This window comes from Priestia aryabhattai (assembly GCF_023715685.1).
Taxonomy (GTDB): Bacteria; Bacillota; Bacilli; order Bacillales; family Bacillaceae_H; genus Priestia; species Priestia aryabhattai_B.
In genome coordinates this window covers 829,842-843,909 of the sequence record NZ_JAMBOQ010000002.1, presented here as the reverse complement: position 1 = coordinate 843,909, position 14,068 = coordinate 829,842, and the positions used below count along the sequence as shown (strand labels likewise).

Below are 14,068 nucleotides of genomic sequence, written 5' to 3'. Positions count from 1 at the left end.
TGCATCTGAACTGGCTATATTTATTAGGCTCTTTCTATGAAATGGGCACTTTTTGAAAAGATGATGGGCTATCAATTTGATCTCGATCATCAACGCAGCTTCTCGTTCCTATAAAGCCGCTATCATCACCAAAATTTTGCCCAAACCCCTGTGTTTTTTTATCTGAATTATTCCAGTCTGCTAGTAAATTCTGTCCGATATTTACTGCAGACGCATTTTCAAAGGAATTTATCTTTAGCATTAAAATATTAATATTTATAGATGCACCTGCCATTTAAACCACCCCCTTTTCAAACTATATTCAAATTCCATCTTTTTATGATGTGTGGTAAGGAGGAAACCATATGGACTTTGATAAACTTATGCAGTGGATGGAATTTGCTAAAAAATATCAAACAAATGACTTTTGGAACGGTGTCTTTGATCAAACTGCTTTTAACGACTTTATGAAAGAAAATATGGATATGAATGCTCCTGATTCATATCAGGCACCTCAGGCTTCTAAAAGTAATTTTCCACCTGTCGACATTTACGTTACCCCTCATGAAATCATTATTATCGCTGACTTGCCTGGCTATCTAAAAGAAAATTTGCACGTTTCTGTTTCAGGCAGCCGGCTTCTATTAAAAGGCTCACCGCACCCTCTCATCACAGGGCAGCCGGTTGTACAAGAACGACCCTCTGGAGACTTTAACCGAATTGTTGAATTGCCAGAGCCTACGGATGCGCATCATCTGCGTGCGAAATTTGAAAATGGACTGCTTATTCTTTCTTATCACAGGCAGTTTTTCCAAGAAGAACGTATTCATATTGAATAAGGATTAGTAGTTTTACGAATGAAATTCAATGCTACACATAAGCATTTATAAACGTGAAAAATTTAATGTTAATTTTCAAACTGGCACAATATGTATTTATCTAACTATGACTACAACGGAAATAAGCCCAAGATGAGGAGAAGCGAAATGTCTATGAAAGGATTTTTCACACCCAAGCAGACTAACCAACATCTTCACACTGAGCTAGCGGACTTCAAACATCAAATCAAGCGCATTAACACGCTTGAAGTTCACATGAACCGTTTTTTAAAACTCGAACCGCAAGTTGGTTCTCTCATAATGCTCAAAAAAAAGCTAGAGGCTCAGCCCACGCTTTCCAACGATTCTTCATCTTCACAAAGAAGTGCTCACAAAGAGACAGAACAATCATATACAAAAGACATGCGAGAGACTGCTAAGCAGCTTCATTTTTTAAAAGAAAAAGTAGCGCAATTGGAACAAATTATCTCTACGCAAAACCCTCGCGATAAAAAGAAAGAAGCTGTGCCTTATACGGATATAACTAGCTTAGTAGAACAATCTGTAGAGAAACAAATGGCTCCTTATCTCGAGAAAATGACCGCACTAGATGAAAGAGTTTCAGCATTAGAGCAAAGTATGTCGCTTTTAACTGAAGTACAGGTGGACATGCTAAAACGAACGTCCGCTCTTCAAGAAGAAGTAAAAGCGATTCATCAAAGATCCGCACTCTTAGAAGATGCTCCTCCTACTATTCATATTGATAAATTTTTTCTTGATAAATATGAACAAAACAATAATATTGGCCAAGTTGGTATTAAGGAGCTCGGCGGCGCTTTAAATATCGGAGCTACATACGGAAGTGGAGCTATACCAAAAGATTTTACGGACCAAATCCAAAAAGATATGGAAGAGTTAAAAAACGCTAAATCCGATATTTCTTCTGGTAAAACGAAGTCTGCACAAGAGGATAAAGAGCATCCTTCTTCCGCCTTCGAAAAAGAAGAAACGTATACAGAAATTCCTATTTTTGACGAAAATGATCCAAAGGAAGAGCCAATCTAAAGAAGTCATAAAATTATGTCTAGTTATGACTAGAATTTTCTTAAACTATTCTTTACACTATAGGTAATAACTTCAAAAAAGGAGATATGCTGATGCCAAAGCTTTTATGGAGAATAGGTGCTGTCATGTTGCTAATGTGTGGAGGCTTTATCTTTTTATTTATTGCTGCTTCGCAAATGATGGTTCAGCAATACAAACCTTTTTTTAGACGCGAGAGTGCATAACTCTCGCGTTTTTTTATTGATTATTATCCTGTTTATGGAATTATGAATCAGTGTATGTGAATATGCCTTCGTTCGGCTTGGCCAAAGCGCTTGGATCTGAAATAATAACAAAACATACTCAAACTGCTAAAAAACGTTTGGCCATTAAAAAGCCGCTTTAAATAAAAGCGGCTTTCATTACATTTGTTATACACATATCTTCAGCATTTGATTAGCGCCTTTTTGAAATTCATACGGGGTGTCTGCTATTTCTGTTCCTTTTACTAGGGGTGCAATCTCTTCTAATAGCTGCGGCAAATAGTTAGAAAGCTTGCCGCTTAGATCCGTTAAAGGAAACAAGCGCACTTCCTCTTTTGTAACGCGTATCAGTTCTTTTAAAGCCTCTAAATGAAACGCATAATCTAACCGATCGCTGTACATAAATAAAAAGTTTGCACAAAGCGTTAAATCAAATTCATTCTTTTGAAAAGGCAGATTAGGAAGCGCTCCGTACTGATAGGCTTCGGGGTTCTTTTTCATATGAGCGATACAATCTCTTAATGCTCTTTTTCGATGTTCAGTTAAGTGATCAATAGACGAAAAATACTTCCACACATACTGCTCCTGTACGTGTTGCATTTGATCCATAGTATGAATTAAATCCAGGCTTCCCTTTTTTTTAAGCTCTTCTGCCGTAAATTTATAGGCAATATCACAGCTAATAGCCGCCGTACCTTGCTGCAAGGCATGAGCAGTAAAAGAACAAGCTCCGCTAGCACAATCTAACACTTTTTTTCCTTTTAAGTGCTTTTCATTCAAATTAAACATAGCCTTATACTCTTCAAACGTTCTTCCGATAAAAACAACTCGGTCAATTTCTAACTTTTTCTCTGCTAAACTCAACTCTACTCAGCTCCTATCTTTTACTTAGACCTTTATTTTACAGAAAATTGGATTAAATTCCAATAGTTTATGTAGTAATTAGTTTAATCATTATCTTTTGAAGCACTAAAAACATGCCCCAGCACACAACTCCTATGGATAAACTCATAAACAAATGAAGTGAGTTCTTTAAACAAATATAGACGACAGCAAGTAGTAAAATAGTGCCTGGCAGTCCATAAAGAACGCCGAGTGTAAACTGACTGACCACTTCCTTTTTTTCTCCTTGCACTGATAACCAAACAATACTTAGTAAGCTCACAATAGGAAGAGCAGCCACAATTCCACCGTATGTCGGAAATCTTTTGGCCATTTCTGTTATCCCTGCAATACTAAGAGCCGACATTAAAATTTTGATGATACTATACATGTTTTGCACGCTCGCTTAATAACTGAAAAGCCTGTTGAATCAGCTGTTTTTCAGATGCTGTCATTTCACGTAAAATAGCTGATACTTTTTCTTCGTCCAAGCTTGAATTCCGTTTTAATATGTCTTTTCCTGCTTCTGTTAAATGCAGAATTACTTTTCTTTCATCCTGTATGTCTCTATTTTTATACACATATCCTTTCTCGATACTTCTCTTTACATGTTCAGATGCCGTATTATGTGAAATAATTAAATAATCCGCGCATCTCACATAATAATACGATTTAACAGTTACACTAACTGTACACACTGTGAAAGGCGGTTGTATTACATTGATTCTTCGACTGTTAAAATGGGTTCCGAATCTCTTTACAATTGGAAATTTGCTAAGCGGCGTATTTTCCATAGCCTTTAATATGAACAGCTACGAACGCTTAGCTGCTCTTTTTATTTTTCTAGCCGCTTTTTTCGATTTATTTGACGGCAAAATTGCGAGAAAGCTAAAAGTTAATAGTGAATTTGGTGTAGAGCTAGATTCTTTAGCTGATATTATAAGCTTTGGCGTAGCGCCTGCAATCTTATTTCATACTCTTTCTCCCCACTCTTGGCTAACCGTATTAGCCTTCATGATTTATCCAAGCATGGGCGCATTAAGGTTAGCTAAATTTAGTGCAAATCCAACCATAGGTTATTTTATAGGGCTGCCTATTCCTTTTCCAGCTCTAATTATCGCACTGCTGGGCATGTTTTATTACGTGAACCCTTACCTTATGATTATTTTAGCTATTTTGATGGTTAGTCCTATTCGGGTAATGAAAATTTAGATGCAATAAAAGACAGACAAAATGCCTGTCTTTTATAGTGCTATCCATTCTTCCCACAGCATTTTATGCTTGAATTTCAGCTCATGTTCTCTTTTTTCAAGCTGAGCTTGTAAAGAAAGCCACTCGCTATTATCAGGTGCTGAGCATAATTTTTCTTCAAGGGACAGTAAGGAATCCAATACATCTTCAAGCTGAGCAGCAACTTCTCTTTGCTGTTTCATGTTCATTTTTTTCAACAGTAGTTTTTCATTTTTCTTCATTTTTTTCACCTCTTTCTTTTCTTTACCCAATGATGAGTGTTTTAGTATAGAAAATATATGGTTAAAAATATTTTTACTGTAGTAAAGATCCTTTAATAGCTTATTTTATCTTTAATGATTATTTAGAACATAGTTTAATAAGATTTTTTATATCTGATACAATTAGTAACACTTTTACAAACCGTGATATACTTAAAAAAGAAAGGATGATGAATAGAGAATTATGCTGCAAAAATTTGGTTTTTCTCAGTATGAAAGTCAAGTATATGAAGCGCTGCTTGCAAATGATGGCCCGCTGGATGCTAGTTCGATTGTCACGTATTCACATGTTCCAAAAGCAAAAATTTATGAAGTGCTTAATCGTTTAATCGATAAAGGCATTGTAGTGAATACATTGTCCGGGAAAAAGAAACTTTATTCAGCGGTAGCTCTTCAAACCGTCATTCAAAAACTTACTGCTGATTTTGAAAGTGACATCAATGAATTAAAAACATATAAAATTAAAAAAACGTTTACAGATGATCATATTTGGAGTTTAAAAGATAAATCTTCTATTTCTGCTCACATTGAACAATTGATTCATGAAGCGGAATCTTCTATTATTTTATCGGCTTGGAATGATGAGTTGGAACATTACCGCTTATTGCTAGAAGAAAAAGAGAAAAAAGGCGTGAACGTCGAGGTCTTAACCATAGGAAACTTGCAGACTGCCCTCAAACATTTACATACATTAAATCCAATAGATGACCATAAAAAACTTGAGCCGTCGCAGTTGATTATTGTTGACGATGCTTACCTTTTATTTGCCGGCATTGAACATGACACATGGAAAGCAATTAAAACCATGTCGCAGCCGCTTGTAAAAGTTTTCGCTGATTTCTTTTATCATGACGTCGCACTTACCCATATCACAAAGAAATATCAAGAGCAGCTTCTTCAAGATTCTGAGATCATGGAGCTGCTTACTCGACTGCGTTATTAAAAAGGTTACTAATTCATTAGTAACCTTTTTTTAATTATCTATTGAAATTCCATTCGAAAAAGGTTACTATTCTAGTTGTAACTTTTTGAAGAGGGGGTTTTTTGATGAATAAAAAAGTTTACATACTTGCGATTGCTTCCTTTGTTGTTGGAACGGTCGAATTAATTCTAGGAGGCATCTTAGACTTAATTGCTGATGCATTTCATGTATCATTAGCAAAAGCAGGTTATTTAATCTCTATTTATTCATTTGTTTATGCCTTGTCTGCGCCGATTTTACTAAATGTGACGGCCAAGATAGAGCGTAAAAAAGTATATATGTGGACATTATTTATTTTCTTATTGAGCAATGTATTTTCAGCCTACAGTTCGGGTTATTATATGCTATTGATCGGGCGTATTCTCGCTGCTGCGAGCGGCTCTTTTATCATTGTGCTATCTACCACAATGGCTTCTAGAATGGTAAAGCCTGAATATCAAGGCAGAGCAATTGGCGTTGTATTTATGGGAATTAGCGGCTCACTTGTTTTAGGCATTCCTCTTGGTATTTTGATTGGAAATGCGCTTGGCTGGCGTCAAGTATTTGTTATGATTGCGATTTTGACTGCCGTTATTATGGTTACCGTTTGGTTTACAATGGAACGTCTAGCTCCCGCTCCAATTGTACCCTTAAAAACTCAGATAAAAGCTTTACGCAATAAAAAAATGCTCGCTATTCACCTAGCAACATTATTTGTACTGGCGGGCCATTTAACGCTTTATGCGTACTTCACACCATTTTTACAAGAAACGCTAGGACTAAATACAACGATGGTGACCATTATTTATGGGATTTTCGGTCTTGCTGCAGTGGCAGGAGGAGGACTTGGAGGAGCTGTTTCTGATAGATGGAACCCTTCTTCGTCTGTTATCACCATGATTGCTCTCTTTTTTGTTAGCATGATTGCTATGCCTTTTGGCGTTCATTTTCCATTTGTTGTGTTCTTGCTTCTTATGATTATTTGGAGTGCGCTCAGCTGGGCGGTCTCACCGGCTCAAAGCAATTTAATTATTCATAGTGCACGCGAAACGTCGGATATTTTAATCAGCACTAATGCAGCGATTTCACACGTAGGAATTGCGATCGGCTCCTATGTTGGAGGAATTGTCGTTAATCAATACTCTGTTATTTATAACGGCTGGGTCGGTTCTATTTTTGTCTTGCTCGGTCTTTTCTGCTCTCTTTATGCCGTAACACGAACAGAAAGCACAGCAGATACGCTTCACAGTAAATAAGCTTTTAGAAAAAGAGCGTACACACACGGTGTACGCTCTTTTTGTGATTATGATTGTTCTGAATACATTTTAGCTGCAAATTGAGATTCGGACATGACGATAAAACCATGCTTTCTTAACAGAGCAGTCGTTACCCCTTCACCGATTATTCTAGCACCTGAAAATGTTCCGTTATATATTTGTTCACTTCCGCATGAAGGACTGTTTTCTTTTAACACAATAATAGTAGCTTTTACCTCTTTTGCGATGCTCAGTGCCTTGTAGGCCCCGTCTATGTATACATCCGTGACGTCTTTTCCTGATAGTTCAACAACCCGCGCGCTTCCATTTATTACGTCTATTCCTGTTCCTTTTATGATTTCTGCCGGTTCTCGAGGCGTGTAAAATCCACCTAACAGTTCCGGACACATCATCATCGCTTCTTTATTTTGAATGAGCGTTTCAATCTCCTCAACCAAGGCACTGCTTCCGTTGTATCTGCACGCTTGGCCTGCTAAACAAGAACTAACCAAAATCATAGAATTCTCCCTTCCATAAAAAAACACTTCTCATTCATCATACAAAGAATGTAGGATGAATGGAAGTGTTTACCTTTTGTTCTCTATTCGAAATCGCGCTTTGACTCTCGCTATTTATCTCCGTCATTCCTTACGTTTGAATTTGTATTTCGGTAGGTTTTGATGAACTTATTACCGTTTATCAAACCACCAATTAATAAAATAGCGGCCGTTAAATAAAACCATACCATTAGAATAATAATACTTCCAAGCTGACCATAGATTTGCGAGTAGCTTCCAAACTGGACATAGTATCCAAATCCGGTAGATACAACTTGCCACCCCAATGTGGAGAAAACAGCTCCTGGAAGTATATCTTTCCACGTTACTCTTGCACTTGGCATCAGTTTGTAAAAAAGAATAAAAAAGCCCAATAAAAATAATGTTCCAATTCCCCATCTAATCGTCGTCCAGCTTTGAAACCATATATCAGGGACCTGCACTTTTGTTAGCACCAAATGTCGAATGACTTCTTCAATAATTGGTACAAACAATGAAATAGCTACCACAACCATAAAACCAAAAGTCAAAATTAAATCATTAATTAAACCGCGTAAAAACGTTTGTTTTCTTTGAATATGATACGCATCATTTAACGAGCGAACCAAAGATTGTATAGCCATAGATGCGAGCCAAAAAGTCGCTAATAAACTAAAAGATAAAACTTTTTTCCCGCTATTATTAACTGTTTCAATTGACCGTTCAATTACGTCGTAGGCGCTTTTAGGCGTAAATGGTTCAATAAATACCAGCAAATTGTTTGTATCGATTGGAAAGAAACTCAGCAGAGAAAAAAGAAAGATAATAAACGGTACAAAAGATAACAAAAAATAGTAGGCTGTTTGAGCAGCCTGATCAAAGAAACGCTCCGTAAAAAAACGAGCGGCAACGGTCTTAGATGTTTGAATCATAACAGCGTTCTCCTTTACTTTCGCTTCATCCTGTAGTGAAATTCATATTCAATTTTTATGTTCAACATGTATTGGATAAGTTTCGGCTTATAAAGCTTTCCTTTTCCATTATCTGCGGTTAACAAAGAATTTAACCTGTAAAATCATACAGCCGGTTCATAAAAGAAGATATCATTATAGTTACATCTGCCATTACCACCATATCAATGGATCTTCTTTTTCTTTCATAAAACCGTAAATTCTTTGGGACTGCTTTCCCTTTTTTCTTACATGTTAAACTTTTTTACGCTATGTTAAAAAAGTAAAAAATAAGAGCGCCGATCAGCATCAGCATGATCATGGAAACAAAAATAACCAAAGCGTGAGAAGATTGATACGTTTGGCTGTTAATTTTTTTGCGGGTTGAAAAATAATGATAGGTTGAAAAAAGAAGCAAACCTGCACTTGCAGCTAAAGAAAAGATGATGACAGCAATAATAAGAGTATCGGCTGCTTCACTTAATTTTTTTCCGGAATTGAAATGCAGACCGCCTGCAACAAACCCAATACCAAGTGTAGCAATAGATGTTCGAATCCATGCTAAATACGTTCGTTCATTTGCTAAATGCTGTTGAATATAAATGGATTCATTTTCTTTTTTAGTCATGTACATACCACCGTCCCTTTATATGTCTTATATTATGAATAAATGCTCAAACGAAAATAAATTGAGGACGCTTCACGCCACATTATATCCGAAAAGAACGAATCATTACCATCTTCAAGCGGTCAAAATAGCTTCTTCATAAACCAAAAAAGCCAACCGGATAACTCCAGTTGGCTTTTTGGATTTATGAAACATTTTCTTTATCTTGCTCATGCTGATATTCCTTGTCCCAATAATCAGCGTTTTGAATTCCTAATTTCCCAGGAGAAAAGATAAGGTCTATCCCTTGTTTTCTCTGCTCGCGATAATCTTTTAAGGTTATTAAAGCAGGCTTAGCTAAAATTAAAATTGCAATTAGATTGAGCCAAACCATTATTCCAACTCCAATGTCTGCTAATGCCCATGCAGTTTCAGCTGTTCGGATAGATCCGTATAAAGTAGTGGCTAAAAGAGCTACCTTAAGGAACATGGATACTATTTTATTTTGTTTGCCTTTCATCACGTAAGCTAAGTTCGTTTCCGCAATATAATACTGTGACATAATCGTAGTAAAGGCGAAAAACACGAGAGAAACAGCTGAAAATCCTGACCCGAACCCAGGAAGCACCGTCTCAACTGCTTGCTGCATATATTCAGGACCGGCTTCCACTCCTTTTAAATGATCCACAATGAACGAACCATCTGGCCCTTGGATACTGTAAGAACCTGTAATTAAAATCCTAAAGGCAGTAGCAGAACATACAAGCAGCGTATCAATATAAACCGAAAAAGCTTGTACCAAACCTTGCTTGGCAGGATGTGATACTTCCGCTGCTCCCGCGGGGTGAGCTCCTGTACCTTGACCCGCTTCATTTGAATAAACACCTCGCTTGACTCCCAAGCTATGGCCATGCCAATAATTCCGCCGAACGTGGAATCAAGTGCAAAAGCACTTTTAAAGATTAAAGCAAGGACTTCTGGTAAAGCTTGAATGTTCAATTCGATAATCACTAACGAAACAAGAACATATCCAATGGCCATAAACGGAACGACATATTGTGCCACAGCAGCAATACGCTTAACTCCTCCAAAAATAATTAATCCTAAAATAACAACAAGTACAACTCCAGACGTTAAAGGCGGAATTGAAAATGCATTATTTAGCCCTGCTGTAATTGAATTTGCTTGCCCTCCTGGTCCAAGTACACTCATAGCTAGTAATGCTGCAAAAGCGAAAATCAGGGCGTACCACTTCTTCCCCATGCCTTTTTCAATATAATAAGCAGGCCCACCACGATATTCTCCTTTATCTTTTACTTTATAAATTTGAGCAAGTGTTGATTCAATAAACGCACTAGCTGAACCTATAAAAGCAATAAACCACATCCAAAAAACTGCTCCTGGACCACCGAATGCAATTGCTGTTGCAACTCCCGCAATATTTCCAACTCCTACGCCTCCTGATAAAGCAAGTGTTAAAATCATTTCACTTATTGTACTAATCATCTGCTCCAATATGAATTCCTCCTTAAAACACTCTGCACATTATGAATAATGAGAACATAGTTTTAATATGAAGTTAAAAAACAGAAAATCCACTCTTTTTTTCAGATTGTTTTACACATTATTTAATAAATAGACAACATTTGCGGACACAACGTATATTTGGACACCTTATCTGACACGTTTTTTGATGCAGCGTGAGTTCTTTACATAATTCCTACTGTTACAGCATAAGGTAATGAGTGAACCAAGGGTCACCTTATGTTCTAAGCCGAACGTAAAAACAGTACATCTTTCTATTTTCACTTTTTGCTAATAGTTCACTAAGTGAATCATTTTAATTTTAAACATTTCTGATATATGGTATAATTTAAACTGATAAAAAGATGCTGCATGTATGCTAAAAGAGCAGGCCGTATGGTTTCGCTCTTTTGTTGTTTTCACACCATGCGGCACAACGAAAGAAGGAAATAGAATGGAATTATGGAAACGAAACTTGTACATTTGCTGGTTCGGTTCTTTTTGCACCACAGCCGGGATGAGTTTAGTTATTCCGTTTTTACCGCTTTATATTGAAAAGCTGGGAGTTCACGATACAAGCTCCATCAGCAGGTGGGCTGGTATTGCGTTTGGAGCTACTTTTTTAATGGCCGCTATTGTTTCTCCTTTATGGGGGAGTTTGGCCGATAAATATGGGCGAAAGCTTATGCTCCTTCGCGCAAGCTTAGGCATGGCAATTGTTATGACTTCTATCGGTTTTGTGCAAAATGTCTATCAGCTTGTCGGACTGCGCTTTTTAATGGGGGCCGTTTCCGGCTTCATCTCTGCAGCCATTACGTTAGTAGCTACTCAAACACCTAAGGAGCACAGCGGTAAAGCATTAGGTACGTTGTCTACAGGGGCTGTATCAGGATCTTTATTAGGACCGCTAGTAGGCGGCTACTTAGGAGATACAATTGGGTTACGCCACGTCTTTTTCGTGACGGGTGCATTTATGTTTTTGTCTTTTTTAATTGTAAATTTAATTCAAGAAGACAAAAAAGAGACGGTGAAAACGACTAAAGAATCTAACATTGGGTTACTGTCTCTTAAGAATTCAAAGGCCGTCATTGGTGTATTTGTTACAACTTTTTTACTGCAGCTTGCGGTTATGGCTATTCAGCCAATCGTTACACTGTATGTAAAACAACTGTCTACCCATACCGATCACCTTGCCCTTATTTCAGGCTTTGTCGTGGCGGCAACAGGAATTTCAAACATTTTAGCTGCATCAAGACTTGGCAAAGTCAGCGATCGCGTGGGTCCTCAAAATGTACTTCAAATATGCTTGCTTATCGTAGCGGTTATTTGCGGCTTGCAGGCCTTTGTGCATAGTACTTGGCAGCTATTCTTACTGCGTTTTTTACTCGGTTTTGCAATGGGAGGATTATTACCTTCTATTAATTCTTATTTAAAGAAAATTGTGCCGGACTCTATTACAGGTAAAATGTTTGGCTATAATCAAACAGCGCAATACTTCGGGAATTTAGCTGGGCCAGTCATTGGAGGACAAATTGCCGGAGCTAAAGGTATTCCTTACGTATTCTTAACAACTAGTGTTCTTCTACTATTGAACGCTGGGTGGGTGTATTATCAGCGCCATCACGGACCACAGCTAGACGGTAAAACCGCATAAAAAACCTTCCGTTTTAACGGAAGGTTTTTTTATTACCACAAGGGTTCTTCTTCGCTGCTTACTTCATAAGAAAGTGGCATCATAATAACCGCTGCTATGAAGAAAATAAGCTCCGCGACAACAATGGATGGAAAGGAAAAGTCAAATAGTGAGAGAATAAGCCAAATAATAAGAGGTGCAAATGAGTAGATTGATAATCGCTTTTGGGATTTTGCAGAGATATACTGTTGTTTGTCACAGTGTGGGCATTCTAAAACGTTTCTAAATGTTAACAGTTGTTTAAAGGTTGTCCTCCAGTTCCATTTATGATTACAATTTTGACAGGTGGCCATGGGCATCACGCTCCTAAAAAGATTTATGTACATATAAAGTATACGTACAAGTTGGTAAAGAGTTTCATTTTTATTATTAAAAACGTTTTTACTATTATAACACAAAATAAAATAAAAGGCTTTTTGCAGGAAAAAGCCTTTTATTTCAACGTTTATTTAGATACAGCTTCATTCGTTTGAGAAGTTGTTTTTACTTTTATAACCATAATAACAAAAGCTAGCAATCCAAGAATCGCTGCTACGAGAAAAGGCGCTTGAGGCGCTACGGCATTGCCGATAACCCCTGATAATAAAGGAGCAAACGCTGCACCTAACCATCTTAAGAAATTATATCCTCCAGATGTAATTCCTCGTTCATAAGGAGATACTTCCATTACATAACTGGTAAATAACGCATTATTAAGTCCTGATACAAGACCTGCTGCCATAATTAAAACAATGCGCAACCATGTTGCATCAAATGCAAATAAACAAATTAAAATAAGTGAAAAAACAATTAAGCTAACATGTAACACTTGTTTTGGCTGATGTCTTTTTTCTAACTGATGTGCTAAAACCGCTGAGCCATAAGCCAAACATAATCCCCATCCAAAGAAAACAAAGCCAATTTGAAGAGCTCCGATAGATAGAATAAGCGGCGTATAAGCTAACACTGTAAAGAATCCATAGTAATAAAGCATGCCTGATACAGCGCCTTGAGTAAATGGTTTTAATTTATAGAGCTTAACCATGTCTTTAAAACCTGCTGCTTTACGAGGCTTAGTGCTTGTAGGCTGTTTAACAATTGTTAACACTAAAATAAAGGCGATAAAAATTAAAGCACTTGTACCGAAAAATGGCCATCTCCAAGAAGCATTTCCTAACACGCCTCCTACAAGCGGTCCCCCGGCCATTCCCAAACCAATCGCAGCTTCATATAATCCTACTGCTTTTTTCACTTCACCTGATAATGCAATAAGCAACGTCATAGCTGTTGCAAAGAAAAAAGAATTACCAAGTCCCCAACCTGCTCGGAAAATAGAAAGCTGAGGAATATTGTTAGAAAACCCGCATAGCGCTGCAAAAATCGTCACAATGATAAGTCCTGTTACCATCAAACGCTTGTCTCCTACACGTGATGCTAAGATCCCTGCTGGAATCATCATGATAGCCATCATTAATAAATAAGAAGTAAATAACATTTCTACTTGCCAATGAGAAGCTCCAATTTGCTTAGCAATCTCCGGTAAAATCGGATCTACTACCCCAATTCCCATAAATGCTAAAAAAGTAGCTACTACCGTAATAATTTGACCTAATCGGTTATTTGAATGCTGTCCTTCCACTCTTTCATCTCTCCTTTTGTTTTTGTTTTTTCATGTATTGCCATAGCAGATTCTCGCATTTCCTTTAATTCTGTTTTAAATGCCTGCATTTTAACAACTTTAAATTCAATCATCTTGATTTGATTTTCCAGCAAATTTTCTATTTGAGTTATCTCTTTCGCTGATAATCCTTGCTGCTCACTTCTTTCTTCAATCATTCTTTTCAACGACATAAACTGCTGCAGTTCCTGTAAAGAAAAACCGAGAACTTCTTTTGCTTCTGCTACTTTTCTTAGTTCCTTTACCTCTTCTTCCGAATAAATTCGTGCATTTCCTTTTGTACGCTGCGGGGGCAAAATGAGTCCAATCTCTTCATAATACCGAAGAGCACGCTTGGTCAAACCGGTCATTTTCGTCACGTCATCGATTAGATACATGTTTTCCCCT

Annotated in this window: 18 protein-coding genes and 1 pseudogene; 7 read left to right on the top strand and 12 right to left on the bottom strand. The window is 37.3% G+C overall.

All coding sequences use genetic code 11. The features are described 5' to 3' along the window. Positions 1-34 precede the first annotated feature (34 nt). Positions 35-274: a hypothetical protein gene (locus M3225_RS11210; RefSeq protein WP_013057271.1), complete on the bottom strand. Its 240-nt coding sequence runs from the start codon at positions 272-274 to the stop codon at positions 35-37. A 70-nt stretch (positions 275-344) separates the two neighbouring features. On the opposite strand from M3225_RS11210, the gene M3225_RS11205 reads away from it, so the two are divergent. The 3 genes from M3225_RS11205 (at position 345) to M3225_RS29550 (ending at position 2,086) form a co-directional block, all read left to right on the top strand. Further along, positions 345-818, top strand: coding sequence for an Hsp20/alpha crystallin family protein (locus M3225_RS11205; protein WP_251393324.1), 474 nt, complete (start codon positions 345-347; stop codon positions 816-818). 147 nt (positions 819-965) lie between these two features. Further along, positions 966-1,862, top strand: a complete 897-nt coding sequence (locus M3225_RS11200; RefSeq protein ID WP_251393323.1) for a hypothetical protein — start codon at positions 966-968, stop codon at positions 1,860-1,862. A 92-nt stretch (positions 1,863-1,954) separates the two neighbouring features. Continuing rightward, a complete protein-coding gene (locus tag M3225_RS29550; RefSeq protein ID WP_013057274.1) occupies positions 1,955-2,086 on the top strand; it encodes a hypothetical protein in 132 nt (43 codons plus the stop codon). 186 nt (positions 2,087-2,272) lie between these two features. Here M3225_RS29550 and M3225_RS11190 read toward each other — a convergent pair whose 3' ends face one another. From M3225_RS11190 to M3225_RS29900, 3 genes are all read right to left on the bottom strand, one after another. Further along, complete coding sequence (locus M3225_RS11190; RefSeq protein ID WP_251393322.1) at positions 2,273-2,968, bottom strand: SAM-dependent methyltransferase; 696 nt, start codon at positions 2,966-2,968, stop codon at positions 2,273-2,275. Between the two features lie 67 nt (positions 2,969-3,035). Further along, positions 3,036-3,377, bottom strand: coding sequence for a DUF3147 family protein (locus M3225_RS11185; RefSeq protein ID WP_374109818.1), 342 nt, complete (start codon positions 3,375-3,377; stop codon positions 3,036-3,038). Continuing rightward, positions 3,370-3,780: a MarR family winged helix-turn-helix transcriptional regulator gene (locus M3225_RS29900; RefSeq protein ID WP_374109817.1), complete on the bottom strand. Its 411-nt coding sequence runs from the start codon at positions 3,778-3,780 to the stop codon at positions 3,370-3,372. Before M3225_RS29900 ends, M3225_RS11185 begins: the two co-directional genes overlap by 8 nt. On the opposite strand from M3225_RS29900, the gene pssA reads away from it, so the two are divergent. After that, the gene (gene pssA, locus M3225_RS11175; protein WP_251393320.1) at positions 3,707-4,198 is read left to right on the top strand and encodes a CDP-diacylglycerol--serine O-phosphatidyltransferase; all 492 of its coding nucleotides are present in this window, start codon (positions 3,707-3,709) and stop codon (positions 4,196-4,198) included. The two genes, M3225_RS29900 and pssA, sit on opposite strands and share 74 nt — an antisense overlap. Before the next feature lie 32 nt (positions 4,199-4,230). On the opposite strand, the gene M3225_RS11170 is transcribed toward pssA, so the two are convergent. Continuing rightward, positions 4,231-4,458, bottom strand: coding sequence for a hypothetical protein (locus M3225_RS11170; protein WP_251393319.1), 228 nt, complete (start codon positions 4,456-4,458; stop codon positions 4,231-4,233). A 223-nt stretch (positions 4,459-4,681) separates the two neighbouring features. Between M3225_RS11170 and M3225_RS11165 the strand changes: the two genes are divergently transcribed. Next, on the top strand, positions 4,682-5,440 hold the full coding sequence (locus M3225_RS11165; protein ID WP_251393318.1) for a TrmB family transcriptional regulator: 759 nt from the start codon (positions 4,682-4,684) through the stop codon (positions 5,438-5,440). Positions 5,441-5,544: 104 nt separating this feature from the next. Beyond that, the gene (locus tag M3225_RS11160) at positions 5,545-6,714 is read left to right on the top strand and encodes an MFS transporter (protein ID WP_251393317.1); all 1,170 of its coding nucleotides are present in this window, start codon (positions 5,545-5,547) and stop codon (positions 6,712-6,714) included. Between the two features lie 47 nt (positions 6,715-6,761). On the opposite strand, the gene M3225_RS11155 is transcribed toward M3225_RS11160, so the two are convergent. The 4 genes and pseudogenes from M3225_RS11155 to M3225_RS11140 all read right to left on the bottom strand — a co-directional run. Beyond that, a complete protein-coding gene (locus M3225_RS11155) occupies positions 6,762-7,232 on the bottom strand; it encodes a DUF523 domain-containing protein (RefSeq protein WP_251393316.1) in 471 nt (156 codons plus the stop codon). A 110-nt stretch (positions 7,233-7,342) separates the two neighbouring features. Continuing rightward, the gene (locus tag M3225_RS11150; RefSeq protein ID WP_251393315.1) at positions 7,343-8,182 is read right to left on the bottom strand and encodes a YihY/virulence factor BrkB family protein; all 840 of its coding nucleotides are present in this window, start codon (positions 8,180-8,182) and stop codon (positions 7,343-7,345) included. 283 nt (positions 8,183-8,465) lie between these two features. Further along, positions 8,466-8,828, bottom strand: a complete 363-nt coding sequence (locus M3225_RS11145; protein WP_071274061.1) for a YidH family protein — start codon at positions 8,826-8,828, stop codon at positions 8,466-8,468. A 184-nt stretch (positions 8,829-9,012) separates the two neighbouring features. Further along, a pseudogene (locus M3225_RS11140) lies at positions 9,013-10,286 on the bottom strand (alanine/glycine:cation symporter family protein); the annotation flags it as partial. A gap of 499 nt (positions 10,287-10,785) precedes the next feature. Here M3225_RS11140 and M3225_RS11135 point away from each other — a divergent pair. Next, positions 10,786-11,985, top strand: coding sequence for a multidrug efflux MFS transporter (locus tag M3225_RS11135; protein WP_251394384.1), 1,200 nt, complete (start codon positions 10,786-10,788; stop codon positions 11,983-11,985). Positions 11,986-12,017: 32 nt separating this feature from the next. On the opposite strand, the gene M3225_RS11130 is transcribed toward M3225_RS11135, so the two are convergent. From M3225_RS11130 to M3225_RS11120, 3 genes are all read right to left on the bottom strand, one after another. Continuing rightward, positions 12,018-12,317 (bottom strand): TIGR04104 family putative zinc finger protein, encoded by a 300-nt coding sequence (locus M3225_RS11130; protein WP_028413131.1) that lies wholly within the window; start codon positions 12,315-12,317, stop codon positions 12,018-12,020. 152 nt (positions 12,318-12,469) lie between these two features. Beyond that, complete coding sequence (locus M3225_RS11125; protein WP_308215731.1) at positions 12,470-13,642, bottom strand: MFS transporter; 1,173 nt, start codon at positions 13,640-13,642, stop codon at positions 12,470-12,472. Then, entirely contained in the window at positions 13,612-14,058 is a 447-nt protein-coding gene (locus M3225_RS11120) for a MerR family transcriptional regulator (protein WP_251393314.1), read from the bottom strand. Before M3225_RS11120 ends, M3225_RS11125 begins: the two co-directional genes overlap by 31 nt. Positions 14,059-14,068 lie beyond the last annotated feature (10 nt).